This window comes from Haemophilus haemolyticus (assembly GCF_003351405.1).
Taxonomy (GTDB): Bacteria; Pseudomonadota; Gammaproteobacteria; order Enterobacterales; family Pasteurellaceae; genus Haemophilus; species Haemophilus haemolyticus_N.
Map to the genome: position 1 here is coordinate 35,846 of NZ_CP031240.1, position 25,726 is coordinate 61,571.

The 25,726-nt window shown below is 38.6% G+C and carries 25 protein-coding genes; 12 read left to right on the forward strand and 13 right to left on the reverse strand.

Translation table 11 applies throughout. The features are described from left to right. Positions 1-95 precede the first annotated feature (95 nt). Entirely contained in the window at positions 96-785 is a 690-nt protein-coding gene (gene dsbC, locus DV427_RS00160; protein WP_114890879.1) for a bifunctional protein-disulfide isomerase/oxidoreductase DsbC, read from the reverse strand. Positions 786-917: 132 nt separating this feature from the next. Between dsbC and prfB the strand changes: the two genes are divergently transcribed. Next, positions 918-2,016 (forward strand): peptide chain release factor 2 gene (gene prfB / locus DV427_RS00165; protein WP_114890880.1). Its coding sequence is split into 2 segments (ribosomal slippage): positions 918-992 and positions 994-2,016, totalling 1,098 coding nucleotides; the frame shifts between segments, so codons are not numbered across the junction. Positions 2,017-2,128: 112 nt separating this feature from the next. Then, positions 2,129-3,637, forward strand: a complete 1,509-nt coding sequence (gene lysS, locus DV427_RS00170; RefSeq protein WP_114890881.1) for a lysine--tRNA ligase — start codon at positions 2,129-2,131, stop codon at positions 3,635-3,637. Between the two features lie 86 nt (positions 3,638-3,723). Here lysS and mdh read toward each other — a convergent pair whose 3' ends face one another. After that, positions 3,724-4,659 carry a malate dehydrogenase gene (mdh, locus tag DV427_RS00175; protein WP_114890882.1) on the reverse strand — a complete coding sequence of 312 codons (936 nt, stop codon included), beginning with the start codon at positions 4,657-4,659 and terminating at the stop codon, positions 3,724-3,726. 205 nt (positions 4,660-4,864) lie between these two features. On the opposite strand from mdh, the gene argR reads away from it, so the two are divergent. Next, complete coding sequence (gene argR / locus DV427_RS00180; protein ID WP_005638679.1) at positions 4,865-5,320, forward strand: transcriptional regulator ArgR; 456 nt, start codon at positions 4,865-4,867, stop codon at positions 5,318-5,320. Continuing rightward, positions 5,320-6,210 (forward strand): TIGR01777 family oxidoreductase, encoded by an 891-nt coding sequence (locus DV427_RS00185; protein ID WP_114890883.1) that lies wholly within the window; start codon positions 5,320-5,322, stop codon positions 6,208-6,210. The genes argR and DV427_RS00185 overlap by 1 nt, the downstream gene beginning before the upstream one ends. A gap of 65 nt (positions 6,211-6,275) precedes the next feature. On the opposite strand, the gene purF is transcribed toward DV427_RS00185, so the two are convergent. The 3 genes from purF to yfbV form a co-directional block, all read right to left on the reverse strand. Next, positions 6,276-7,793, reverse strand: coding sequence for an amidophosphoribosyltransferase (purF, locus tag DV427_RS00190; protein ID WP_114890884.1), 1,518 nt, complete (start codon positions 7,791-7,793; stop codon positions 6,276-6,278). 10 nt (positions 7,794-7,803) lie between these two features. Further along, the gene (locus DV427_RS00195) at positions 7,804-8,295 is read right to left on the reverse strand and encodes a CvpA family protein (protein WP_005626270.1); all 492 of its coding nucleotides are present in this window, start codon (positions 8,293-8,295) and stop codon (positions 7,804-7,806) included. Between the two features lie 86 nt (positions 8,296-8,381). Further along, on the reverse strand, positions 8,382-8,825 hold the full coding sequence (yfbV, locus tag DV427_RS00200; RefSeq protein WP_114890885.1) for a terminus macrodomain insulation protein YfbV: 444 nt from the start codon (positions 8,823-8,825) through the stop codon (positions 8,382-8,384). Between the two features lie 220 nt (positions 8,826-9,045). On the opposite strand from yfbV, the gene DV427_RS00205 reads away from it, so the two are divergent. Next, positions 9,046-10,251, forward strand: coding sequence for an acetate kinase (locus DV427_RS00205; protein ID WP_046949433.1), 1,206 nt, complete (start codon positions 9,046-9,048; stop codon positions 10,249-10,251). A 67-nt stretch (positions 10,252-10,318) separates the two neighbouring features. Then, positions 10,319-12,454 carry a phosphate acetyltransferase gene (gene pta, locus DV427_RS00210; protein WP_114890886.1) on the forward strand — a complete coding sequence of 712 codons (2,136 nt, stop codon included), beginning with the start codon at positions 10,319-10,321 and terminating at the stop codon, positions 12,452-12,454. 77 nt (positions 12,455-12,531) lie between these two features. On the opposite strand, the gene smrB is transcribed toward pta, so the two are convergent. Further along, the gene (smrB, locus tag DV427_RS00215) at positions 12,532-13,035 is read right to left on the reverse strand and encodes an endonuclease SmrB (protein WP_114890887.1); all 504 of its coding nucleotides are present in this window, start codon (positions 13,033-13,035) and stop codon (positions 12,532-12,534) included. Between the two features lie 129 nt (positions 13,036-13,164). Here smrB and prmB point away from each other — a divergent pair, with 129 nt between their 5' ends. The 3 genes from prmB (at position 13,165) to DV427_RS00230 (ending at position 15,782) form a co-directional block, all read left to right on the forward strand. Then, on the forward strand, positions 13,165-14,109 hold the full coding sequence (prmB, locus tag DV427_RS00220) for a 50S ribosomal protein L3 N(5)-glutamine methyltransferase (RefSeq protein ID WP_114890888.1): 945 nt from the start codon (positions 13,165-13,167) through the stop codon (positions 14,107-14,109). Positions 14,110-14,212: 103 nt separating this feature from the next. Further along, positions 14,213-15,277, forward strand: a complete 1,065-nt coding sequence (locus DV427_RS00225) for an MFS transporter (RefSeq protein ID WP_114890889.1) — start codon at positions 14,213-14,215, stop codon at positions 15,275-15,277. A gap of 112 nt (positions 15,278-15,389) precedes the next feature. Continuing rightward, positions 15,390-15,782, forward strand: coding sequence for a hypothetical protein (locus DV427_RS00230; protein WP_053465326.1), 393 nt, complete (start codon positions 15,390-15,392; stop codon positions 15,780-15,782). Positions 15,783-15,838: 56 nt separating this feature from the next. On the opposite strand, the gene cysB is transcribed toward DV427_RS00230, so the two are convergent. The 7 genes from cysB to DV427_RS00265 all read right to left on the reverse strand — a co-directional run bounded on the left by cysB (position 15,839) and on the right by DV427_RS00265 (position 22,752). Beyond that, the gene (cysB, locus tag DV427_RS00235; protein WP_114890890.1) at positions 15,839-16,810 is read right to left on the reverse strand and encodes an HTH-type transcriptional regulator CysB; all 972 of its coding nucleotides are present in this window, start codon (positions 16,808-16,810) and stop codon (positions 15,839-15,841) included. An 11-nt stretch (positions 16,811-16,821) separates the two neighbouring features. Further along, on the reverse strand, positions 16,822-17,895 hold the full coding sequence (gene rluB / locus DV427_RS00240; RefSeq protein ID WP_114890891.1) for a 23S rRNA pseudouridine(2605) synthase RluB: 1,074 nt from the start codon (positions 17,893-17,895) through the stop codon (positions 16,822-16,824). Between the two features lie 47 nt (positions 17,896-17,942). Next, a complete protein-coding gene (locus tag DV427_RS00245; RefSeq protein WP_114890892.1) occupies positions 17,943-18,566 on the reverse strand; it encodes an L-threonylcarbamoyladenylate synthase in 624 nt (207 codons plus the stop codon). 134 nt (positions 18,567-18,700) lie between these two features. Then, positions 18,701-19,570 carry a succinate--CoA ligase subunit alpha gene (sucD, locus tag DV427_RS00250; RefSeq protein WP_114890893.1) on the reverse strand — a complete coding sequence of 290 codons (870 nt, stop codon included), beginning with the start codon at positions 19,568-19,570 and terminating at the stop codon, positions 18,701-18,703. Then, positions 19,570-20,739 (reverse strand): ADP-forming succinate--CoA ligase subunit beta, encoded by a 1,170-nt coding sequence (gene sucC, locus DV427_RS00255; RefSeq protein ID WP_114890894.1) that lies wholly within the window; start codon positions 20,737-20,739, stop codon positions 19,570-19,572. Before sucC ends, sucD begins: the two co-directional genes overlap by 1 nt. A gap of 35 nt (positions 20,740-20,774) precedes the next feature. Further along, positions 20,775-21,866: a 23S rRNA (cytidine(2498)-2'-O)-methyltransferase RlmM gene (gene rlmM, locus DV427_RS00260; RefSeq protein WP_114890895.1), complete on the reverse strand. Its 1,092-nt coding sequence runs from the start codon at positions 21,864-21,866 to the stop codon at positions 20,775-20,777. Then, entirely contained in the window at positions 21,859-22,752 is an 894-nt protein-coding gene (locus DV427_RS00265; RefSeq protein ID WP_114890896.1) for a transcriptional regulator GcvA, read from the reverse strand. The genes rlmM and DV427_RS00265 overlap by 8 nt, the downstream gene beginning before the upstream one ends. A 476-nt stretch (positions 22,753-23,228) precedes the next feature. Here DV427_RS00265 and DV427_RS00270 point away from each other — a divergent pair, with 476 nt between their 5' ends. The 3 genes from DV427_RS00270 to DV427_RS00280 all read left to right on the forward strand — a co-directional run bounded on the left by DV427_RS00270 (position 23,229) and on the right by DV427_RS00280 (position 25,720). Further along, positions 23,229-24,260, forward strand: coding sequence for a branched-chain amino acid aminotransferase (locus DV427_RS00270; protein WP_005638711.1), 1,032 nt, complete (start codon positions 23,229-23,231; stop codon positions 24,258-24,260). Between the two features lie 142 nt (positions 24,261-24,402). After that, on the forward strand, positions 24,403-25,062 hold the full coding sequence (locus tag DV427_RS00275; RefSeq protein ID WP_114890897.1) for an amino acid ABC transporter permease: 660 nt from the start codon (positions 24,403-24,405) through the stop codon (positions 25,060-25,062). Next, positions 25,052-25,720, forward strand: coding sequence for an amino acid ABC transporter permease (locus DV427_RS00280; protein ID WP_114890898.1), 669 nt, complete (start codon positions 25,052-25,054; stop codon positions 25,718-25,720). The genes DV427_RS00275 and DV427_RS00280 overlap by 11 nt, the downstream gene beginning before the upstream one ends. Positions 25,721-25,726: the final 6 nt, after the last annotated feature.

Genomic DNA, 25,726 nt, shown 5'->3' on the forward strand with positions numbered 1-25,726 from the left:
TTAGTATTGTTAATGCTTTTAAGCTCCCCAGCATATTAAGCATAACCGACTAAATACAAGGGGTAGGCATCTGCCCCTTGCTTTTCATTATAAAATTATTTCGCTGTTTCTTCAAGTGCGCTCAATAAATCAGCGGGTTTTAAATAACCGCCAATAAGCTCACCAGTTGAGGTAACAATACTTGGTGTGCCATTTACGCCAAATTGCGCCCCTAATTCATAATGTTTTTTCACAACATTTGGGGTTTTAACTTCTTTCGGTAAATTGCCTTTTTCAGCTTCATTTAAAGCAAAAACAGGATCTTTAGCTGTCCAAATTGCTTCCATTTGTTTTGCCGTTTGGTTATTCATGCCCGCACGAGGGAAAGCTAAATAACGCACGGTAATACCAAGATCATTATATTCTTTTAATTGCTGATGTAATAAATGGCAATAATGGCAAGTAATATCCATAAATACCGTCACGACATGCTTTTCATTTTTAGCGGGATAAACAATCATCTCGTTTTTATAAGAATTAAGTTTATCCACTAAAATTTTACCCGCTACATCAACAGGACCATTATTTGTGAGTTCGTAAAGTTTACCTTGGAAAGCATATTTTCCATCTTCCGTCACATAAAGTACGCCTTGATCTGTTACTGCTGTTTTGATGCCTGAAATTGGCGAGGATTTCACATCAATATTTGATGCGCCAAGAGACTGTAACTTGCTTTTAATTGTGGCATCGTTTGCCATTGCATTAGCCGCGGCCACGCACAAAAGTGCGGTAAAAATTTTCTTCATTTTTTGTTCCTAAATTTACTTGAGTAAGAAAGTCTGAAATTATAGAGAGATTGCTAATTTCTGCAAGGTCAAACTATCCAAAAATCAGAAAATAGCATATAATTCCACACTTTATCACACAGTGAATTTATTATGTTTGAAATCAATCCTGTAAAAAATAAAATCACCGACTTATCCGACCGCACTTCGGTGCTTCGGGGGTATCTTTGACTTCGATGCCAAAGTTGAGCGTTTAGAAGAAGTCAATGCCGAATTAGAACAGCCAGATGTTTGGAATGATCCAGATAAAGCCCAAGCACTTGGTAAAGAACGCGTTTCTTTAGAACAAGTTGTAAATACCGTCAAAAATTTAGAACAAGGCTTAGAAGATGTTGATGGTTTGTTAGAACTTGCCATCGAAGCAGAAGACGAAGACACTTTCAATGAAGCGGTAGCTGAATTAGATGAACTCGAACAACAACTTGAAAAATTAGAGTTCCGTCGAATGTTTAGTGGCGAACATGATGCTTGCGATTGCTATGTGGACTTACAAGCAGGTTCTGGCGGTACGGAAGCTCAAGATTGGACAGAAATGTTACTGCGTATGTATCTCCGTTGGGCTGAAAGCAAAGGTTTTAAAACAGAACTGATGGAAGTATCTGACGGTGATGTAGCAGGGTTGAAATCGGCAACGATTAAAGTGAGCGGTGAATATGCCTTTGGTTGGTTACGAACAGAAACTGGTATTCATCGCTTAGTGCGTAAAAGCCCATTTGACTCCAATAACCGTCGTCACACATCATTCAGCGCAGCATTTGTCTACCCTGAAATTGATGATGATATTGATATTGAAATCAATCCAGCTGATTTACGTATTGATGTTTATCGCGCATCGGGGGCTGGTGGTCAGCACGTAAACAAAACAGAAAGTGCGGTGCGAATTACCCATATGCCAAGTGGTATTGTTGTGCAATGTCAAAACGACCGTTCACAGCACAAGAACAAAGATCAAGCGATGAAACAATTAAAAGCAAAATTGTATGAGCTTGAATTACAGAAGAAAAATGCGGATAAGCAAGCAATGGAAGATAATAAATCCGACATTGGTTGGGGAAGCCAAATTCGCTCTTACGTATTAGACGATTCACGCATTAAAGATTTGCGGACTGGCGTGGAAAACCGTAATACGCAAGCCGTATTAGACGGTGATTTAGATCGATTTATTGAAGCGAGTTTAAAAGCTGGGCTTTAAGCATGATTTGCTGGATAAGTAAAGACACGTTACTTATCCCATCATAAGAAATAACCCAAAAGTGCGGTTATTTTTGAAGGTATTTTTAAAGTTAAAATTAAAGGTAAACAACATGTCAGAACAAGAAGTTAAAGAATTAGATCTCAATGGCGAAATGCTCGTTCGTCGTGAAAAACTAGCCGCACTACGTGCAAAAGGTAATGCATTTCCAAACAAGTTTCGTCGTGATGCGCTCGCACAAGATTTGCACAATCAATATGATGCAGAAGACGGTGAAATCTTAAAAGAGAAAGGCGTTGAAGTACAAGTTGCCGGCCGAATTATGACTCGCCGCGTAATGGGTAAGGCGACATTTATCACCATTCAAGATATGAGCGGTAAAATCCAGCTTTATGTTGCACGCGATAATTTGCCTGAAGGCGTTTATAAAGATGACATTGGTACTTGGGATTTAGGGGACATCGTTGGCGTTAAAGGCACTCTATTTAAAACAAAAACCGATGAACTCACAGTGAAAACCACTGAAGTTCAACTTTTAACTAAAGCACTTCGCCCATTACCAGATAAATTCCATGGCTTAACCGACCAAGAAGTTCGCTATCGCCAGCGTTATTTAGATTTAATTTCTAACGAAGAATCTCGCCGCACTTTTATTATTCGTTCTAAAGTTGTCGCGGGTATTCGTGAATATTTCATTTCTAAAGGCTTTATGGAAGTAGAAACGCCAATGTTACAAGTGATTCCAGGCGGCGCATCTGCGCGTCCTTTCGTGACTCATCACAATGCATTAGATGTGGATATGTATTTACGTATCGCACCTGAACTTTATTTAAAACGCTTAGTTGTTGGTGGGTTTGAACGAGTATTTGAATTAAACCGTAACTTCCGTAATGAAGGGGTTTCTGTTCGTCATAATCCAGAATTTACCATGCTTGAATACTACCAAGCGTATGCGGATTACCATGATTTAATGGATAACACCGAAGAACTTCTTCGTAAATTAGCGATTGATATTCTTGGTACAACTATTGTGAAATACGGCGAATACGAATTTGATTTTGGGAAACCATTCGAACGTATTACGTTACACGATGCAACCATTAAATATGGTGCAGAAAAAGGTATCGTAAAAGAAGATTTATATGACTTTGATCGTGCAAAAGCCACAGCAGAGCGCTTAGGTATTGAAGTACAAAAATCTTGGGGTTTAGGCGGCATTGTAAATGCAATTTTTGAAGAAGTAGCTGAACATCACTTAATTCAACCAACCTTCTTAATGGCTCACCCGGCGGAAATTTCGCCACTTGCACGTCGTAATGATGAAAATCCTGATGTAACAGATCGTTTTGAGCTATTTATCGGTGGTCGTGAAATCGGTAATGGTTTCTCAGAATTAAATGACGCGGAAGATCAAAATGAACGTTTTGATGCACAAGTGGCTGCGAAAGAAGCGGGCGATGATGAAGCAATGTTCAAAGATGAAGACTTTGTTGTTGCGCTAGAACACGGCTTACCACCAACAGCTGGTGAAGGTTTAGGTATTGACCGTTTAGCAATGCTTTATGCAAATGCACCATCAATTCGTGATGTCATCTTATTCCCTGCAATGCGTCAGAAATAATAAAGATACAAACAAAGCCCCCATTTGGTGGCTTTTTTATCGAAACATAAAAAAGGGAGCTAATGCTCCCCTTATTTTTTTAATGATTAACCATTAATAAATTTTTCACCTAATTCAATATCTGCACGTAAAGTCGGCAACATATTTTCTAGAGCTTGTTGTTCAAAATTGCTTAATGGGCCAATTGGTAAAATTTCTTCTACACCTTCTTTGCCTAAACGAACTGGTTGAGAGAAGAAACGAGCATATTTACCATCACCTTCAACATAAGTACATTCAACAACTGTCTCGCCACTCAATCCCTTCACTAAAGAACGAGCAAAACGTGCTGCAGCTTGTGCCATTGAAAGCGTTGCAGAACCGCCACCCGCTTTTGCATTAACAACTTCTGTACCTGCATTTTGGATACGTTTTGTTAATGGTTCGATTTCATCTTCATTCCACTCAGCATATTGAACTTGGGAAAGTAATGGAAGAATAGTCACACCTGAGTGACCACCAATAACAGGAACGCTAGTACGAGAAACATTTAAACCTTTTAATTCAGCCACAAAAGTTTCAGAACGTAACACGTCTAAAGTTGTCACACCAAATAATTTACGTTTGTCATAAACACCTGCTTTTTTCAATACTTCAGCCGCAATCGCAACAGTAGTATTTACTGGGTTAGTGATGATACCAACACAAGCTTTCGGGCAAGTAACCGCGACTTTTTCAATTAAACCACGAACAATGCCTGCATTAATATTGAATAAATCAGACCGGTCCATACCAGGTTTACGTGCAACACCAGCAGAAATTAATACAACATCCGCACCTTCAAGTGCTGGAGTTGGATCCTCACCAGAAAAACCTTTCACATTCACTGCGGTTGGAATATGGCTCACATCCACTGCAACACCTGGGGTAACAGGGGCAATATCATATAATGATAAATCTGAACCAGCAGGCAACTGAAGTTTTAGTAATAACGCTAATGCTTGACCAATACCACCTGCGGCACCTAATACTGCAACTTTCATAAATACTCCTTATGTGTTAGTTAATTTAAGATGACCTGATTTTAAAATTTTCATCTCACAATTACAAACAGAGAAATATCATTCTATGATCTAGTTCACATTTCTGAGATAATTTTTTCCTTCTCTTTGCTTTTATTCACATTCAAGTTGATGAAAATGAATTTTTATGCAATTCTTATGCAAGTTTTGACTATTGAAAAATAAAATGACTGACAATTTAACTCGCGCTTTTAAAGAATTACTTAATCAAGAACGCTTTGGATCTCAAAGTGAGATTGTCGATGCCTTAAAAAAACAAGGCTTTACAGGCATTAATCAATCAAAAATATCCAGAATGCTCACCAAATTTGGGGCTGTTCGCACCCGCAATACCAAAATGGAAATGGTTTATTGTTTACCAGGTGAATTGAGTGTTCCTAATACCAGTAGTCCATTAAAAAATCTTGTATTAGACGTTGATTACAATGATATGTTAATTGTCATTAAGACTTCTCCGGGTGCGGCACAACTCATCGCTCGCTTACTCGATTCAATTGGAAAATCAGAAGGCATCTTAGGTACTATCGCAGGCGATGACACAATTTTTATCACACCAACACGTGGCACAAAAATTGTCGATTTACTCAAAAATGTTCAACGTTTATTTGAAAACGCGTTGTAATGAACATTTTATTAACTGGGGGTACGGGACTTATCGGCAAAGCACTTGTTGAACAACTCTGCTTACGCAATGAACAAGTGACGATCTTAACGCGCTTAAGTACTCCGCACACTATCTCAAAGCAAAAAAATATCAAATTTATTACCGCACTTTCAGAACTCGATTTACAAGAACAGTTTGATGCCATCATCAATCTTGCTGGCGAGCCGATTTTTCATAAAGCTTGGTCGAAAAACCAAAAATCTATTTTACGAGAAAGTCGTTTAAACCTTACCACTCAACTGGTTGAATTAATTAATCAATATCAGCAACACCCTATTTTTATTTCAGGTTCAGCGACTGGAATTTACGGCGATCAAGACGAACAAAAAATTACCGAAACAAGCAAAACAGCAAAAACCTTCACCGCACAATTATGCCAAGATTGGGAAGATATTGCGCAACAAGCTAATGCGAGGGTTTGTTTGATTCGAACAGGCATGGTCTTTTCTAAGAAAGGAGGCGCCCTTGCTCAAATGTTGCCTTTATACAAATGGGGACTTGGCGGCAAACTGGGCAATGGAGAGCAATATTTTCCCTGGATTGCTTTGAAAGATGTGGTCAATGGCATTTTATTTTTACTCTATCATTCAGAATGTCAAGGCTCATTTAACTTCACCGCCCCTAATCCCATAAAACAGCATAAATTTAACCGCACTTTGGCTCGAGTATTAAAACGTCCTGCCTTTGTAACCATTCCAAAATGGATATTACATTTCATTCTTGGAGAACGAGCGAATCTATTACTCGAAAGCCAAAATGTTGTGCCTGAAAAATTACTCAACGCGGGATTTCAATTTCAATATTCTGATTGCGAAAACTATCTAAAAGATATCCTAAAAAACAAATAAAAAAATCACCGCACTTTTTTAATGCAGTGATTTTTATCGGACTAAATATCTCGCCTTATCGCAATTTATTGTTCATTATAAATTTCAAGATTAGATGCTTGTTTTTCACGTTTTTTCTTTGCACTGTCGTTCCGTTGACTTGCAATTTTGTCTAAATATTCTGGCGTGATGTCACCTGTAATATATTCGCCTGTGAACACTGAACAATCAAACCCTCTAATAGACGGATTTTCTAATTGAACAGATTCGGTAAGTGCGGTCAGATCTTGGAAAATTAATTTGTCCACACCAATCAAATGTGCAATTTCATTAACATTTCGACCGTAAGCAATCAGCTCATCACGACTTGGCATATCAATACCATATACATTCGGATAACGAATTTCTGGAGCAGCAGAAGCGAAGTAAATTTTCTTCGCGCCAGCTGAGCGAGCCATTTCAACAATTTGCTCAGAGGTTGTACCGCGAACGATAGAATCGTCCACCAATAAGACGTTTTTATCTTTAAATTCAGCTTTAATGGTATTCAATTTGCGACGAACAGAACTAATACGCTGTGCTTGTCCTGGCATAATAAACGTACGACCAACATAGCGATTTTTCACAAATCCTTGGCGGTAAGGTTTCCCTAGTACGCGGGCAATTTGTAACGCAATATCTGTGGAGGTTTCAGGAACGGGAATCACCACATCAATATTATCAATTTCATCCGCCCATTCTTTTGCAATTTTTTGTCCGAGTTTTTCGCCCATGTGAACACGTGCAGCATAAACAGAGACGCCATCAATCGTTGAATCTGGGCGTGCAAAATAAACATACTCAAAAATACAAGGATTTAGCACCGCACTTTCAGCGCATTGCTGCGAATAAAGCTCGCCATCAAACGTCACATAAACGACTTCTCCAGGGGCAATATCGCGAACAAAGTCAAAACCCACAATATCTAAAGCGACTGTTTCAGAGGCAAACATATACTCAGTTTTGCCATTTTCTTCGCGTTTACCCAACACCAAAGGACGAATACCAAAAGGATCACGAAAAGCAACCATGCCATGCCCAATAATCATCGCTAAACAAGCATAGGCACCACGAACATCGTTATGAGTTTTACGAACGGCATAGAAAATATCTTGTGGGTCGAGCTGATCTTTAGGAATGTAATCGAGATGTTTAGCGAAAATATTAAGAAGAAGTTCAGAATCTGAATTAGTGTTTACGTGGCGGCGAGCTGTTTTAAAGACTTTTTCTTTTAACTCCACTGAGTTGGTTAAGTTGCCGTTATGCACCAAAGTGACACCATAGGGAGAATTCACATAAAAAGGCTGCGCCTCTGAGACGCTAGAACTCCCCGCTGTAGGATAGCGAACATGCCCTAACCCAGCATTTCCTTGCAATCGTAGCATATGCTCTTGATGAAACACATCGCTCACTAAACCATTAGCTTTACGTAAGCGGAAACGATTTTCATCATCAACCGTCACGATTCCCGCAGCATCTTGCCCACGATGTTGCAAAAGAGTTAATGCTGCATAAATAGATTCATTAACCGGACTTTGGCTAACAATACCGACAATACCACACATTTTGTGTTCCTTATTGATTAAGCGTTGGATTTAAAAAACTTGAACTAGCCTGAAGTTGTTGAAAGAACCATTCAATAATAAAACCAAAGTGCGGTATTAATTGAGATTCTTTCCACCAATCAGTTTGTTCAAAATTGGTGAAGGTATCCATGAAAAATAATAACGCAGCGACAATCAGTGCACCGCGCACTAAACCAAAAATCGCACCTAACACACGATCTGTGCCACTTAAACCCGTCTTATCTACTAATTGACTAATCACATAATTAACTATAGCGCCCACGATTAAAGTCAGTACAAATAAAATCCCAATTGCAGTTCCATTACGAATATACATTGATTCAATTTGCGTAAGATAAGCTGCAAGATAAGGATAGAACTGGCTTGCTACAATAAATGCCACAACCCAGCTACCGAGTGAAAGCACTTCGCGTACAAAACCGCGTAATAAACTGACAAGAATGGAAAAAGCGATAATGCCAATAATAATGTAATCGATCATTAAAAAATCTCTCAATGAAAAACGGCCGTTTAAAACGACCGAGGTATTCTACAAAAATAAAGCCAAAAAGAAAACGTTTGCGTAAACTAAATTTCCTGCCAAAAAGCACGTTCAAATTTGCTTTGAGCTTTCTTTAAGACTTCTGCTAAATGTTGGTATGTCGGTTGATCTTGCACAAAAGGCAAGGGTTCATGTAGTTGTTTTAAGCGTTCGCAAATATCATAAAACCACACCGCACTTTGATTTTCTAATGGCGAATTTGCACGCTTGCCAAGCCAATAAAGACCTTGGAAAGGAATAAGCAAGGCAAAAAGTGCGGTCAAAATTGCAATAGAAAAGGCCATCAAATCATTTTTTGCATAAATCTGTTGCCACACCACTGCAAATACAGCAACAAAGGGCATGAATTTTTGTGCAAAACTCGTGGCTTTCATAATGCGGTTTTCTGGGAAAATAATCCCTAATTTAGCCTCCTGTGGCCAAGTATTAATATAAATTTGTCCCCGTTTTAAAATGGAAAAAAATGCCATAAAAACACCTTTAAAAAACAACCGTACTTATCATACCCCAGTTTGCCTGAAATTGTCACCTTACTGAAAAAGTTTAATTTTTCAAAAAGTTCCATAAATCGTTGTCTTTTTATGCAGGGATGAATTTATTTTGTTTGTCAAAAGGTGTATCCTATGCCAGATTTTTTCAGTCCATCTACAAGGTGGATTTCCATTAACTTTAATCAAAAATAGGGTTCCCATGTCAAAACTTGTTCTTATCCTTAACTGTGGTAGTTCTTCACTAAAATTTGCAATTCTTGATCCTGCAACAGGTGAAGAAAAATTATCCGGCTTAGCGGAAGCATTTTTCTTACCAGAGGCTCGTATCAAATGGAAACTCAATGGTGAGAAAGGTAACGCAGATTTAGGCGCAGGCGCAGCTCATACTGAAGCGCTAAACTTTATCGCGTCTAATATCATGACAGATGAGCTTAAAAACTCTATCGCGGCAATTGGTCACCGTATCGTACATGGTGGTGAAAAATATACCCAATCTGTTATCGTAACTGATGAAGTCGTTAAAGGTATTGAAGATGCTGCGCAATTTGCGCCACTTCACAATCCAGCGCACTTAATCGGTATTCGCGAAGCATTCAACGCATTCCCGCACTTAAAAGATAAAAACGTAGTAGTTTTTGATACAGCATTCCACCAAACCATGCCTGAAGAAGCATTCCTTTATGCTCTTCCATACTCTTTATATAAAGAACATGGCGTTCGTCGCTACGGTGCACACGGTACTAGCCACTACTTCGTTTCTCGTGAAGTCGCTGAATATGTAGGTAAACCTGCAGACCAAGTCAATACGATTATTTGTCACTTAGGTAATGGTGGTTCTGTTTCTGTTGTACGTAACGGTAAATGTATCGATACATCAATGGGCTTAACTCCGTTAGAAGGTTTAGTCATGGGCACTCGTTGTGGTGATATCGACCCTGCAATCGTATTCTACCTATACAAAACTTTAGGTATGTCTATGGAACAAATCGAAGAGACTTTAGTGAAAAAATCTGGTCTTTTAGGTTTAACTGAAGTAACAAGCGACTGCCGTTATGCTGAAGATAATTACGATGACGCATCTAAACCAGAAGCAAAACGCGCTTTAGATGTATACAGCTATCGTTTAGCGAAATATATCGGTGCTTATATGGCTGTATTAGGTGATGATCACTTAGATGCGATTGCTTTCACGGGTGGTATTGGTGAGAACTCAGCACACGTTCGTGAATTAGCATTAAATCACTTGAAATTATTTGGTATTAAAGTGGATAACGAACGCAATCTTGCGGCTCGCTTCGGTAAAGATGGCGTAATCACCACTGATGATTCAGCATTTAAAGCGATTGTTCTTCCAACTAACGAAGAATTAGTTATCGCACAAGATACCGCAAAACTTTGTTTCTAATTTAACAACAAACTGCCGAATTTTTCGGCAGTTTTTATTTATAACATATACACATTAAGGTTTAACTATGTCTCGCACGATTATCCTTATCCCTGTAAGCACAGGCGTGGGTTTAACTAGCATTAGTCTGGGATTAATCCATTCTCTTGAACAAAAAGGCGCAAAAGTTGGTTTTATGAAACCTGTTTCTCAACCAAGCACAGGTGAAGATAAACTTGATCGTACAACCTCTATCATTCGCACCAGCACTAACCTTGAAACTTCTGAACCGTTTATGTTAAGCGTTGCGGAATCATTGATTGGGCAAAATCAGTCTGATGTGTTGTTAGAAAAAATTGTGGCTAATCACCAACAATTAACTAAAAACAACGATATCGTTGTGGTTGAAGGCTTAATTCCCACAAGAAAACACGGTTACGCAAATAGCATCAACTATGAAATTGCACAAGCATTAGATGCAGAAATCGTATTAGTTGCAGCACCTGCAACTGAAACCCCAACCGAATTAAAAGATCGTGTAGAAGCAGCAGCCTCTTTATTTGGTGGTAAAAACAATCCAAATCTTTTAGGTGTAGTTGTAAATAAATTTAATGCACCCGTTGATGAATCTGGCCGTACACGCCCTGATCTTGCTGAAATCTTTGATTCATTCCAACATAGCCATGCATGTGAAGCAGAAGTGAGCAAATTATTTGCAAATAGCTCAATCAAATTATTAGCTTGTGTGCCTTGGTCTGCAGATTTAATCGCAACACGTGCGATCGATTTAGTGAAATACTTAGGTGCATCAATTATCACTGAAGGGGATATTAACCGTCGTATCCGTGGTATCACTTTCTGCGCAAGAAGTTTACCAAATATGGTTGAACATTTTCGTGCAGGTAGCTTATTAGTCGCCTCAGCGGATCGTCCAGATGTACTTGTGGCAGCCGCTCTCGCAGCGTCAAATAGTATTGAAATCGGCGGTCTCTTATTAACTGGCGGTTACAAAATTGATGCTCAAATCAATAAACTTTGCCAACCAGCTTTTGAAAAAGCAAAATTGCCAATCTTCCGTATTGAAGGTAATACCTGGCAAACAGCATTAAATTTACAAAACTTCAATCTTGAAGTGCCTGTTGATGATAAAGAGCGTATTGAAAACATCAAACAATACACTAGCCAGCACTTTAATGCTGACTTTATCAATAACCTAGTTGCGGATTCTACTCGTTTACGTCGTTTATCCCCACCAGCATTCCGTTTCCAATTGACTGAACTTGCTCGTGCTGCGAAAAAACGTATTGTTCTTCCTGAAGGTGATGAACCTCGTACAATCAAAGCAGCCGTACTTTGTGCAGAACGTGGCATTGCGGAATGTGTGCTTTTAGCAGATCCAGCATCTGTTCAACGTGTAGCTGAAGCACAAGGTGTTAAATTAGGTAAAGACATTACAATCATTAACCCAGCAGATGTTCGTGAAAACTATGTTGCTCGTTTAGTTGAATTACGTAAAGCAAAAGGTATGACTGAAACCGCTGCACGTGAACAACTAGAAGACACCGTCGTGCTTGGAACCATGATGTTAGAAGCAAATGAGGTGGATGGTTTAGTATCTGGAGCCGTTCACACGACTGCAAACACCATTCGCCCACCAATGCAAATCATCAAAACTGCACCAGGTAGTTCTATTGTTTCGTCTATCTTCTTTATGTTATTACCAGATCAAGTGCTTGTTTATGGTGACTGTGCGGTAAACCCAGATCCTACAGCAGAACAACTTGCTGAAATCGCAATTCAATCTGCGGATTCTGCGAAAGCATTTGGTATTGATCCAAAAGTCGCAATGATTTCTTACTCAACGGGTACATCTGGTAGCGGTGCTGATGTAGAAAAAGTGAAAGAAGCAACTCGTATTGCCAAAGAAAAACGCCCTGATTTATTAATCGACGGCCCATTACAATACGATGCAGCTGTGATGGAAGATGTGGCTCGCTCTAAAGCACCAAATTCACCAGTAGCAGGTAAAGCAACGGTATTCGTATTCCCTGACTTAAATACGGGTAACACTACTTACAAAGCAGTACAACGTTCTGCAGATTTAGTATCTATTGGCCCAATGCTTCAAGGTATGCGAAAACCAGTCAATGACTTATCTCGCGGTGCATTAGTTGATGATATTGTGTACACAATTGCCTTAACCGCAATTCAAGCGACACAATAGTTCAAGTAAAAACATAAAAGAAAATACCGCACTTTGCTCTAGGCAGTAAAAGTGCGGTATTTTTTTATAACGTTTTTTTACAAATCAACTAAAATCAAAATTGCGGCTTCGCCACCCCACTCCCTTGGTGCTTGATGTAATGCCCGAACTTTAGGATGTTGTACTAGCCAACGTGGAATTTGTTTTTTCAATGTAAAGGTGCCATAGCCCGTCATAATGCTGGCACAATCAACATGCTCATTTTCACAAGCCAGTAAAAGTGCGGCTAATTCTTGCTTAGCTTGTTCACGGGTTAAACCGTGTAAATCTAAAAACAATTCTGGGGAAAAATCTCCACGACGAAGTTGTTTTAATAAATGGGAATCTTCCCCATCACGTAAATATTTCACAACACCATCATGCTCATTCAGTAACGGCTCATATTCATCAGAAAAATAGAACAATGTATCTTCTTTTGCTCGTAATTCTTTCAATTCTATTTTTTTCTGATCACGTTTTTGGCGGGGGGCAACAAAAGTATCTTGTTTCATTGGCTTAATGCCTTTAGTTTCCGCACGGAATAAATCAAATTCGTCTTGCATTTTTTCTCATTAATTTCAAATTTTGCGTATCATATCATAGTTCTACATTCTCATCTGTGGTATAACTACGCCAAATTTTCATACCGAATTTTATGCTAACTTTTCTACTCACTTTTATGGAGAAATGCGATGGAAACTTCACATAACCAAGAATTAGTTGCAACTATCTTGGAAGATAATGTTGCAAACGAACTACAAACCATCCAAGATTTTCTGCGTTGGACGTATAGCATTCTCAATCGATCTGATATTTACTTCGGACAAGGGCACGATAATCCTTGGGATGAAAGCTTGCAACTCGTTTTAAGTGGCTTACATTTACCCATTGATTTACCTACCGAATTATTTAACAGTCGATTAACCCCATCTGAAAAAGAAACCTTAGTTCAACTTGTATTAACCCGAATCGAACAACGCGTACCGGTGGCATATTTAACAAATAGTGCTTGGTTCTGCGGTCACGAATTTTATGTCGATGAACGAACCATTATTCCACGTTCTCCAATTAGTGCTTTAATTCAAGATCGCTTTGAAGATTTTATTTCACAAGAGCCGAATCATATTCTCGATCTATGCACAGGTAGCGGTTGTATTGCCATTGCTTGTGCTTATGCTTTCCCGAATGCGGAAGTGGATGCTGTCGATTTATCAGTTGATGCACTTAATGTCGCGGAGATCAATATTTCACGCCATCAATTAGAGCATCGAGTATTCCCGATTCAATCAAACTTATTTGAAAATATTTTAGGACAAAAATACGATCTTATCGTGACCAATCCACCTTATGTGGATGAAGAAGATCTCGCCGATATGCCAGAAGAATTCCATTTTGAACCAGAGTTAGCCTTAGGTTCTGGCCATGATGGCTTAAACATTACCAAACAAATTTTGAAACAAGCGCCAGATTACTTAACCGAAAATGGTGTGTTAGTGTGTGAAGTGGGCAATAGCATGGTGAGCTTAATTGAGCAATATCCAGATGTACCATTTGAATGGGTAGAGCTTAAAAATGGCGGGCTAGGCGTATTTGCTATTCAGCGTAAAGATTTAGTGAAATATCACGAGCTGTTTTAATCTTTCAAGTGCGGTAAAATTTTAATATCAATTTCAACCGCACTTATAAAATTCATGGCGCGCGTTATTCAACGCGTGCTTTTCTTTTTTATCATTTAACTCTATGAATTTACAAAAACTTTTACTGACTCGGCGTTTCTTTTCCACCCTTGCATTTTTTTCTGTGCAAACGGTATTTCTGATTTATCTACAAAGTAAAGGATTGAGCAACAGCGAAATTGCCTTTTCCTTATCACTGCTCTTTTTCTCAAACCAAGCTCTTTCCATTCTTGCCGGTATTTGGGGCGATCGCTATGGTTTAGCCAAAATGATGTTGCTCGGCTGTTTTTTAGATGTGATAGCTTATATTTTCTTTCTCTCAGCAGATAATTATTTATTGCTTCTTATTGCGACCACTTGTTTTGGTTTAGGTAGTTGCTTATTTGGAACCAATGCCAAAGCCTGCTTACTTGTATTGGCCGGAGATGAATACAAAGAAAAAACGCGCTTGCAAGGAAAATATCTAAAAGTGACCTCCATGTCATCCATGTTTGCGCCGCTTTTAGTCATCCCATTTATTAAATATGAACATATCGACTTGCTTATTTGGGTCTGCTTTTCAATGGAAGCCGTATTATTCGCCTTAATGGTGAAGCCTTTCTATCAAATTCAAACCTTACAAACATTGGTAAAATTTCGCTTTACACAAATCAAAGAAATTATTACAAAAGAATTTCTCATAGTGCATTTAATGCTCTTTTTACCGCTTGCTATTGCGAGCTCTTTCTTTGTCATTTTTCCTTTTTTATTTAACAATAAACTTGGCATGCCTGAACATTCGCCGATAGCGTTATTTGGCAACGGCTTACTCACCGTACTATTACAAAGCTATTTTTCCCGAAAAATCAATTTAACAATCAAACAAGCAGCATGGGTTGCCCCTCTGTTGGCTATTGGAATTATCATGCCTTGGTTTATCACCTTAAGTTATCTTTCCATATTTTCCGCCTATGCCTATCTCGTCATTTTTACAGTCATTGAAGTGTATGCCCTCACGGCGATGGCAAACTTATTAGTGAAATTTGATAATGGCACTAATCGTGGTTTTATTTTTGGTGCATCAAGATTATTACTTTCTATCGCAACAGTGATCGTCATGAACTTGGTACCATATTTATTTTTATTGTAACAAGTGCATTAATCAAATATGCACAATACACCTTTATACATAAATAAATTGCACTTATTTACGATGTAAGTTAGACTAAGGAGGGCTATAAATTCAAGAATAAGGAGATACCATGTCATTTTTATCTAAGACACTTGGTGGATTATCAAAAGCTTACTATACTCGACAATTTCTATTTGGTTTAATATTCTTTATATTTATAGTTGCTATAAGCTATAACGGATATAATCACACTGGGAAAATATCTATTCTTGTAACAAATGCAATCCTAGGATTAATCTGCTTATTATTATATCCTTATTCTCGATTCGTTTATGAAAGTATTATCGAATATATTTTAGGTGATAATGTTTTTTTCGTTAATGCACCTTTAATGCTTGTAACAAAACTAATCACAATGGCGATTTGTTTCATATTCTCAATTTTTATTGCACCAATTGGTTTAATATATCTTTATTTTTATCATTCAAAACAAGAAAAACTTCAAAATCAGAATGAACAATAAGAGTAAGAAAGGACGTTTAACGTCCTTTTCTCTATCACTTAATTTCAACAATTAATTTATCTAACGTCTAATTTCACGTTATCAAATAATTTTTTCACTGAATTGTTATCACGCAAACGCTCGGCTTTTTCCACAACACTACGAGTTAAGTGCGGTGAAAAATATTCCATGAAATCGTACATATAATTACGTAAGAACATGCTATGTTTAAATGCAATATTCGTCATACTCGGGCGGAACAAATGACTCGCATCAATTGCCACAAGGTCTGTATCTGCTGGCGTATGAGCCATAGATGCCATAATGCCCACCCCTAAGCCTAAGCGCACATAAGTCTTAATGATATCGGCATCAGTAGCCGTAAAGACTATATTCGGCAAAATTCCTGCGCTATTAAATGCGTAATCTAAATCAGAAACACCTGTAAAACCAAAAGTGTAGGTCACAAGCGGATATTTACCTAATTCCTCAATCGTCAATTCTTTCACTTTGGCAAGTGGATGTTCTGGTGTAATAATCACTGAGCGATTCCACCAATAGCATGGAATCTGAACCAAATCATCAAATAAATAAGGTGCTTCGGTGGTAATCGCCAAATCCACTTCTCCCGACATTAATGCATCATGAATTTGTGTTGGCGAACCTTGGTGAATATGCAAACTCACATCAGGATATTTTTTAGAAAAACGTTCAATCACGCTTGGCAGCATATAACGTGCCTGAGTATTTGTCGTCGCAATACGTAATACGCCGTGATTTGGCTGAGTATATTCATCGGCAACGGCACGGATACCTTGTGCTTTAACAAGTAACTCGCGTGCAATCGAAATAATCTTTTTCCCTGCTGGCGTAATTGATTTTATATGCTTGCCATGACGCTCAAAAATTTCTAGACCTAATTCATCTTCCAGCAACCGCACTTGCTTACTAATTCCAGGCTGTGATGTATAAAGCGCATTAGCCGCTTCAGTTACATTTAAATTATGGTTAGCAATTTCAACAATATACCGCAGTTGCTGCATTTTCATAAAAAAAGTCCTTATTTTTTATAACGTTTGCTAAGTTCAGAATAACGTTTTACCGCTTTACGAATTTGTCCTGATTTTGGACGACGACGTGGCTGTGTGACATCTAATTTCGTTTCAGTTTCAGCTAGTAATCCCACAAGTTCACGCAAGTAGTTTACATTTTCAAGATCCATTTCCTCCCAGCCACCACGAGGCAAACCTTTCATCAGTTTGATATTGCCGTAACGAATACGAATCAAGCGGCTGACTTGAATCCCTTGGGATTCCCATAAACGGCGCACCTCACGATTACGTCCTTCCATCAAGGTTACGTCATACCATTGGTTGATACCAACACCGCCTGTAAATTTAATTTCTTTAAAGTTGGCAGGGCCATCTTCAAGCTGAACGCCTTTGCGTAAACGAGCCAACATTGCATCATCAACTTGACCAAATACACGCACCGAATATTCACGTTCCACTTCACGGCTTGGATGCATTAGGCGATTTGCCAACTCACCATCAGTAGTGAAAAGCAACAAACCCGATGTATTAATATCTAAACGCCCCACCGCAATCCAACGAGAGCCAGTTAAACGTGGCAAACGATCAAACACTGTGGCTCGCCCTTCTGGGTCGCTACGAGTACAAAGTTCACCCTCAGGTTTGTAATACATTAACACGCGGCAAATTTCTTTTTGTGCGTGGCTAAGATTAATGATTTGACCATCAATACGCACTTTCACACCAGAATGTACGTCAATACGATCGCCTAAAGTCGCAATTTTACCCTCTACGCTCACTCGGCCTGCGGCAATCATCGTTTCAATTTCACGACGAGAGCCTTGTCCTGCACGTGCTAAAACTTTCTGTAATTTTTCGCCCTCTACCTTAGGTTGATTCGAGGCTTTTACAACAGGTTTCGCTTTTGGCTTAGATAAAAATTTGTTGTCAGAATTAACCGCACTTTTTTTCGTATTTGCCGTTTCTACTCGTACGGTACGAGACACTGAACGTCTATCACTTTTAGCTGAAAAATCACTTTTCTTTGCTGAATCTTTGGAAAAGTGCGGTTGTCTTTGAGTTTGTTTTTGACTAGGTTTCATTGTTTTCCTTAAATAATGGAAAGGTCGCTTTCACAAGCGTCTATAAGTTAAATAAAAGGATCGGTGTTTCCACTTCCTTCGCGCAAAATCACTGGCGATTCTTCCGTTAAATCCACCACTGTTGTAGGCTCTTGCCCTAAATATCCACCATGAATAATTAAATCGACTTGGTGCTCCAAACGATCTCGAATTTCCTCAGGATCAGATTGCGTGGTATGTTCTTCACCTGGCAACATTAACGAACAAGATAAAATCGGCTCACCTAAGGCTGAAAGTAAATCTAAAGCGATCTTATTATCTGGTACGCGTAAACCAATGGTTTTACGTTTTGATGTCATTAAACGACGCGGTAATTCTTTCGTTGCAGTAAGAATAAAAGTATAACGCCCTGGCGTATTATTTTTAATCAAACGATAAGCGGTATTACTCACCGTTGCGTAAGTTGAAAGCTCCGATAAATCACTACATACCAACGTAAAATTATGTCCTTCAGGCAATTTACGAATCGCTACAATACGATCCATAGCATGTTTATCGCCCATCATACAGCCTAAGGCATATCCCGAATCCGTCGGATACACAATCACACCGCCTTTTTGTAAAATCTCTACGGCTTGATTAATCAAGCGCGCTTGTGGATTTTCAGGGTGGATATAGAAAAATTGGCTCATGTATTTCTTCCTTAAAAAGTGTGCGCTGATTATAGCAGTTTTGCGCTCACTTTATAATGGCGAGCATATAAAAATAAAGGCGTAGAGAGTCAATCTACGCCTTGTCAAACTAAAGTGCGGTTAATTTTCTGAAATTATTTTAATACCTTTCTCAAGGCTGCACCAATTTCAGCGAGGCTTTTTACACAGGTCACACCTGCGGTATCAAGCGCTGCAATTTTTTCTGCGGCAGTGCCTTTTCCACCACTAATAATCGCACCAGCATGTCCCATCCGTTTGCCTTTTGGCGCAGTAATCCCAGCAATATAAGCTACCACTGGTTTGGTGACGTTATCTTTAATGAAGGTTGCCGCTTCTTCCTCTGCGGAACCGCCGATCTCGCCAATCATCACAATGGCTTCTGTTTCGGGATCTTGTTGAAATCTTTCGAGAATATCAATAAAACTAGAGCCTGGAATAGGATCTCCCCCGATACCTACACAAGTCGATTGTCCAAAGCCTTCATCTGTAGTTTGTTTTACCGCTTCATACGTTAAAGTACCAGAACGAGAAACAATCCCCACTTTGCCTTTTTTATGTATGTGTCCTGGCATGATGCCGATTTTACATTCATCAGGCGTAATCACACCTGGGCAATTTGGTCCAATCATTACAACGCCAGTTTCATTTAATTTTTGTTTTACCTTAAGCATATCCAATGTAGGGACACCCTCAGTAATACAGACAATTAACTGAATCCCTGCATCAATAGCTTCAATTATGGCATCTTTACAAAATGGTGCTGGCACATAAATGACTGTCGCTGTTGCTCCCGTATTTTCGACAGCTTCACGAACTGTATTAAATACAGGCAAACCAAGATGGGTAGTTCCACCTTTATTTGGTGATACGCCACCGACCAATTGCGTTCCGTAGGCTAATGCTTGTTCAGAATGAAACGTCCCTTGTCCACCAGTAAAACCTTGGCAAATCACTTTGGTATTTTTATCAATTAAAATCGCCATTAGTGTTCTCCTTTTGCTGCATTCACGGCTAATTCTGCGGCTTGTTGTAAACTGTGTGCGGTAAGAATATTAACGTCGCTTTCCGCTAAAATTTGGCGACCGATTTCAGCATTCGTTCCTTCTAATCGCACAACCACAGGCACTCTCACGCCCACTTCATTGACTGCAGCAATCACTCCTTCAGCAATCAAATCACAACGAACAATGCCACCAAAAATATTCACTAAAATCACCGTCACGGAAGGATCGGTTAAAATGATTTTGAACGCTTCAGCAACCCGCTCTTTCGTTGCACCACCGCCGACATCAAGAAAATTCGCAGGCTTCCCACCATAGAGTTTCACAATATCCATGGTGCCCATTGCCAGCCCAGCCCCGTTTACCATACAACCAATACTACCCTCTAAAGCCACATAGTTTAACTGGAATTTTTCAGCTTCTGCTTCACGGGCATCATTTTGAGTTAAATCTTGCAGTGCCAATAAATCTTTATGGCGAAATAAAGCGTTATCATCAACAGATATTTTGGCGTCTAGACAAACCAAATTACCTTGTTTAGTTAGAACAAGCGGATTGACTTCCACTAAAGATAAATCTTTTTCTAAAAACAAACGAGATAAGCCCATAAAGATATCGGTAAACTGTTTGTTTTGCGCACCACTTAACCCTAATTTAAACGCTAATTCACGGCCTTGATAAGGCAATCCTCCAAATAAAGGATCAATGGTGACTTTATGGAGTAAGTGCGGTGAATTTTGCGCGACTTCTTCAATATTCATTCCACCAGCAGGAGAAGCAATAAACACCACTTTTTGAGAGGCGCGATCAACAACCGCACTTAAGTAAAATTCTTTATCAATATCGCAAGTTTCTTCAAAATAAATCTGGTTTACTGGCTGACCCAATTTATCCGTTTGAAAAGTGACTAAACGTTGTCCTAGCCATTTTTCTGCAAAAGATCTTGCTTCCTCTACATCGTGCACTAATTTAACACCACCAGCTTTACCACGCCCACCCGCATGAACTTGGCATTTCGCAGCCCACTTATCGCCTGAAAGTTGAGCCAGTACCAAATCTACTTCATCAACAGATTGACAGACCGCCCCATTTTTTATGGGTAATCCATAATGCTCAAATAGTTGTTTTGCTTGGTATTCGTGTAAATTCATTCGCGACGTCCTTTTTGGTTATGAAAACAATTCACTCAAGATTTTAATGCTATATGTACCGTGATTTCTTCACGATCGTGATATAAATGTTTAGCTTGAATATCAAAATTCAAATTCTGCTCCGCCAACATAACAGCCAAGTTTTCTAAACATAATACAACTTCCTGATAACGTTTTTTCATGGGTAATTTTAAATTGAAGATCGTTTCTCGGCACCAACCATTCAACAACCATTTGCCAATCAATAAAGAAATACGACTTGGTTGTTCCACCATATCACAGACTAACCAATCCACTTTTTTCCTTTTTGGGGGCTGAAATTTAAAACCATCTTCCGCACAATGTTCAATGCGCCCCGTATCATGCAAACTCGCCGCCATTTTTCCGTGATCAACGGCATAAACAAATAAACCGCGTTTGACTAATTGATACGTCCAACCGCCAGGGCAAGCCCCTAAATCAACGCCAATCATATTTTCATTTAAACGTTTATTCTCTTCTTTACGCGGAATAAAAGTCAAAATAGCTTCTTCTAGTTTTAACGTAGAGCGGCTCGGCACATCTGCCGGAAATTTTAAACGAGGGATTCCCATAAAATGGGGCGAATGATTATCCACATAAGAATATCCCACATAACAGCAATTCGGTTTCACAAAAAAACAATGTAAAAATTGACCGCTCTTTTGAGTTGCTTTTGCAGAAAGCCAACCTTGTTTTTTCAATGCCTGACGTAAAGGCACGGTAAATTTACGACAAAAAGTGGAAAGCTCCTTTGCTTCATTTGTATCTGCAGTTTCGACAAAAAGCTCGCTAGATTGAGCAAAATTAATTTGTTGTGATAATGCTTCAAACGCCGCCACGATGGGACTAATACGATCAGCAGGATCTAAATCTTCCAATAAATCAGAAACCACAATCATCTGACGAGCAAAAATCAAACGGTTAAAAGGAATGTCTCGAGCAAGGCGATCTGCCTCATCAGATTGATAACATTCAAAAATTACATAGCCCGAATTATCTTGTACTCGTGCAAACCCAAATACACCTAAATTACTTGCTTGATCGGTGATCTCTGCAGCGACTTCTTTCTCAAAACCTGGGCGACAATATAATGCGAGTTTATTCATTTTCTTTTTGTTTAATTGAGTTAATAATCCACTGACGGAATGCTTGAATTTTTTGGTCATCAAGGCGATCAAGATGATTGACCACATAAAATGATTTTGGATCAGGTAAATTGGTTGGCAACACCACTTTTAATGAGCCATTTTCAATTTCTTGCAAGGCTAATAAGCGATTAGCTAATACAATGCCTTGCCCATGAATCGCAGCCTGCAACGCCATGAATGTATGGCTAAATAACGGCCCTTGCTGAATATTTAAATCATCTAACTGTAAATGATTTGCCATCGCTTGCCAATTATCACGTGTATGAATGTGAATTAATGTGTGTTTTTTTAAATCTTCAGGCTGAATAATTGGATTTTCGGTTAACAATTCAGGTGAGGCTAAAATCAATAAATTTTCTCCGCCAAGACGATCCACTTGGAGATTCTGCCAATTTCCCAAACCATAATAAATAGCAAGATCAATTTCTTTATTTAACAAGCCTTCATCTTGATCCACACCAGTTAAACGAACCTCAATTTGCGGATAAAGCTGATTAAATTCACTTAAATGTGGCACGAGCCATTGGATACCAAAAGTTTGTGGCACGCTAATATTTAAATGCGGATCCGTTTTTAACGTTAACAATCGCTCTGTTGCTTCATTTAAGCGGCGCAGAATTTTGTTAATATCAACAAAATAAGCTTTTCCAAGCTCTGTTAATTCTAAAGAACGATTCTTTCGCTTAAATAATTCAATTCCTAAGAACTCTTCTAATAATTTAATTTGATGACTAACTGCCGCTTGTGTCACACAAAGCTCATCTGCCGCTTTAGTAAAACTTAAATAGCGAGCAGCTGACTCAAAAGCTTTTAGCGAATTCAAAGGTGGCAAACGTTTATACATAAGTATTTCCATTCATAAAATTTTTGTCTATAATAGACAAGATTTAATTCGGATTAGTTTTTCTAATACTTCAAATAAAAAAACGTCATTTGTCCTTTTCTACCCTTTTTCCTTACAATACAACCATACTTAATGATTGGTAATTCCTTACTAGTTAATGAGTTTCGGACTTAAGTATGATGTTGTGTTTGCATATAGTTCGGGTAACCGAACTTGAGTAACAAATATGTTACTCATTTACTTCCTGTATATTATTAAACCGATTTGGTTAAACGCTGCTCTCATTGAGTGGCGTTTTTTTCATCCTGATTTTAGCATAACTATATCTTTATTTCCTGCCCTGTTTCCAAAATTTCATTATTCCTTTTTAATTGGCTAAAAATTGCATAATTTCGAGAATTTATTATTTAAATCACTTCTGGAATGGTGTAGATTAAACGGCATTTCATTCAAAAAAATAATATTAAGGAAGCAAAATGAAAGACTTAGACTGGAATAACCTTGGTTTTAGTTATATCAAAACAGATTACCGTTTCATCGCTCACTGGAAAGATGGCAAATGGGACGAAGGCAAACTCACCACAGACAATACCTTACATATTCACGAAGGTTCTACCGCACTTCACTATGGTCAACAATGCTTTGAGGGCTTAAAAGCTTATCGTTGCAAAGACGGCTCAATCAACTTATTCCGTCCACAAGAAAATGCAAAACGCATGCAGCATACTTCTGATCGTTTACTCATGCCACAAGTGCCCACTGAATTATTTATCCGTGCATGTAAAGAAGTGGTGAAAGCAAACGAAGAATGGGTCGGTCCTTACGGCTCTGGCGCAACCCTATACTTACGCCCATTCTTAATTGGCGTGGGTGAAAACATCGGTGTGAAAGCTGCGCCAGAATTTATTTTCTCTGTATTCTGCTGCCCAGTGGGAGCCTATTTCAAAGGTGGTTTAACACCATCTAACTTTATTACCACAGAATACGATCGCGCTGCACCAATGGGAACTGGTGGTGTAAAAGTGGGTGGTAACTACGCTGCAAGCCTTCTGCCACATGTATTGGCAGCAGAACAAGGTACGCCAGAACGTAAATTTGCTGATGCTATTTATTTAGATCCAAAAACTCACACTAAAATTGAAGAAGTCGGTGCTGCAAACTTCTTTGGTATCACAAAAGACAATAAATTCATCACACCAAAATCAGAATCTATTTTACCAAGTATCACCAAATACTCTCTTTTACATATCGCAAAAGAGCGTTTAGGTATGGAAGCAATTGAAGGCGATGTTTATATCGATCAGCTAGATCAATTTGCTGAAGCGGGTGCCTGTGGTACTGCAGCGGTCATTTCACCTGTTGGCGGAATCCAACATAAAGGTAAATTCCATGTGTTCTATTCTGAAACTGAAGTTGGCCCAATAACACGTCGCCTTTATGAAGAGCTCACAGGCATCCAGTTCGGTGATGTCGAAGCGCCTGAAGGCTGGATTGTGAAAGTAGAATAATAAATAAGTGCGGTGACTTTTCACCGCATTTTCTTTATCTCATCTTATTCCATTTCGCTATAAATCATTCATTTCAATTCTTTCTCAACATAAAAAATCTCTTTTATTATCTTTTTACAAACAATGCTTTCATAAAAAGAAAATGAACTGGGATTATATCATTAACGTTTTTCCGCGATTTGTAGATGCAACATTAATGACACTTGCTCTCTCCTTTTGGGGAATCTTACTTTCGCTGATTATCGGCACTATTTGTGCAGTGATAACTACTTACCAAGTGAAATCATTAAGCTGGCTAGTTAAAAGCTACATTGAACTTTCTCGTAATACCCCACTTTTAATTCAAGTGTTTTTCCTTTATTTCGGCTTATCTAAAGTTGGCATTAAATTAGATGGATTCACTTGTGGTGTGATTGGATTAGCTTTTTTAGGTGGGAGCTATATGGCTGAGGCCATTCGCGGGGGATTAGAAGCAGTATCAAAAGGGCAAATAGAATCTGCACTTAGCATCGGTTTAACACCTTTTCAAGCTTTCCGATATGTGATTTTACCTCAAGCCTTTGCTATTTCTATGCCAGCTATTGGAGCAAACTGTTTATTTTTAATGAAAGAAACCTCCGTTATTAGCGCAGTTGCTGTCGCAGAATTAATGTTTATTGCAAAAGAAATCATTGGTATGGATTACAAAACAAATGAGTCCTTATTTTTATTGGTTGTATTTTATCTAATTATTTTATTACCGATGTCAATTTTGATTCGCTATTTAGAAAAACGTACTCGGAGAGCAAAATATGGGGCTTGAATTATTATTCCAAGGTAACCAATTAAACCGCTTACTCCATGGGCTTTGGATTACCGCTGAAATTGCATTTATTTCAGTATTTTTTGCTTGCTTCTTAGGGATTATTTTAGGCATACTGATGACAAGTAAAAATAATATTATCAAAGCAATTACAGGCATTTATCTTGAATTTGTACGCCTTATTCCATTATTAGTGTTGTTGTTTCTTGCCTATTTTGGATTAGCAAAATGGTTTGATATCCATTTAGATAGTGTCACCGTCTGTATTCTTGTCTTTATTTTTTGGGGAACTGCAGAAATGGGGGATCTCGTGCGTGGTGCGCTCACCTCCATTGAAAAGCACCAAATTGAATCGGCTTACGCCCTAGGCTTAACGCCCTTGCAAACTTTCATTTATATTTTACTTCCTCAAAGCCTAAAACGAGTGACACCAAGTATAATTAACTTATTCACACGTATGATAAAAACCAGTTCACTTGCCATGTTAATTGGTGTGGTTGAAGTTATCAAAGTTGGCCAACAAATTATTGAACATTCTCTTTTCACTAATCAATCTGCTGCTCTTTGGATATACGGTGTAATTTTCTGTTTATATTTTGTAATTTGTTATCCACTTTCATTATTTTCTCGTTATTTAGAAGCGCGTTGGGAAAATTAAGGAACC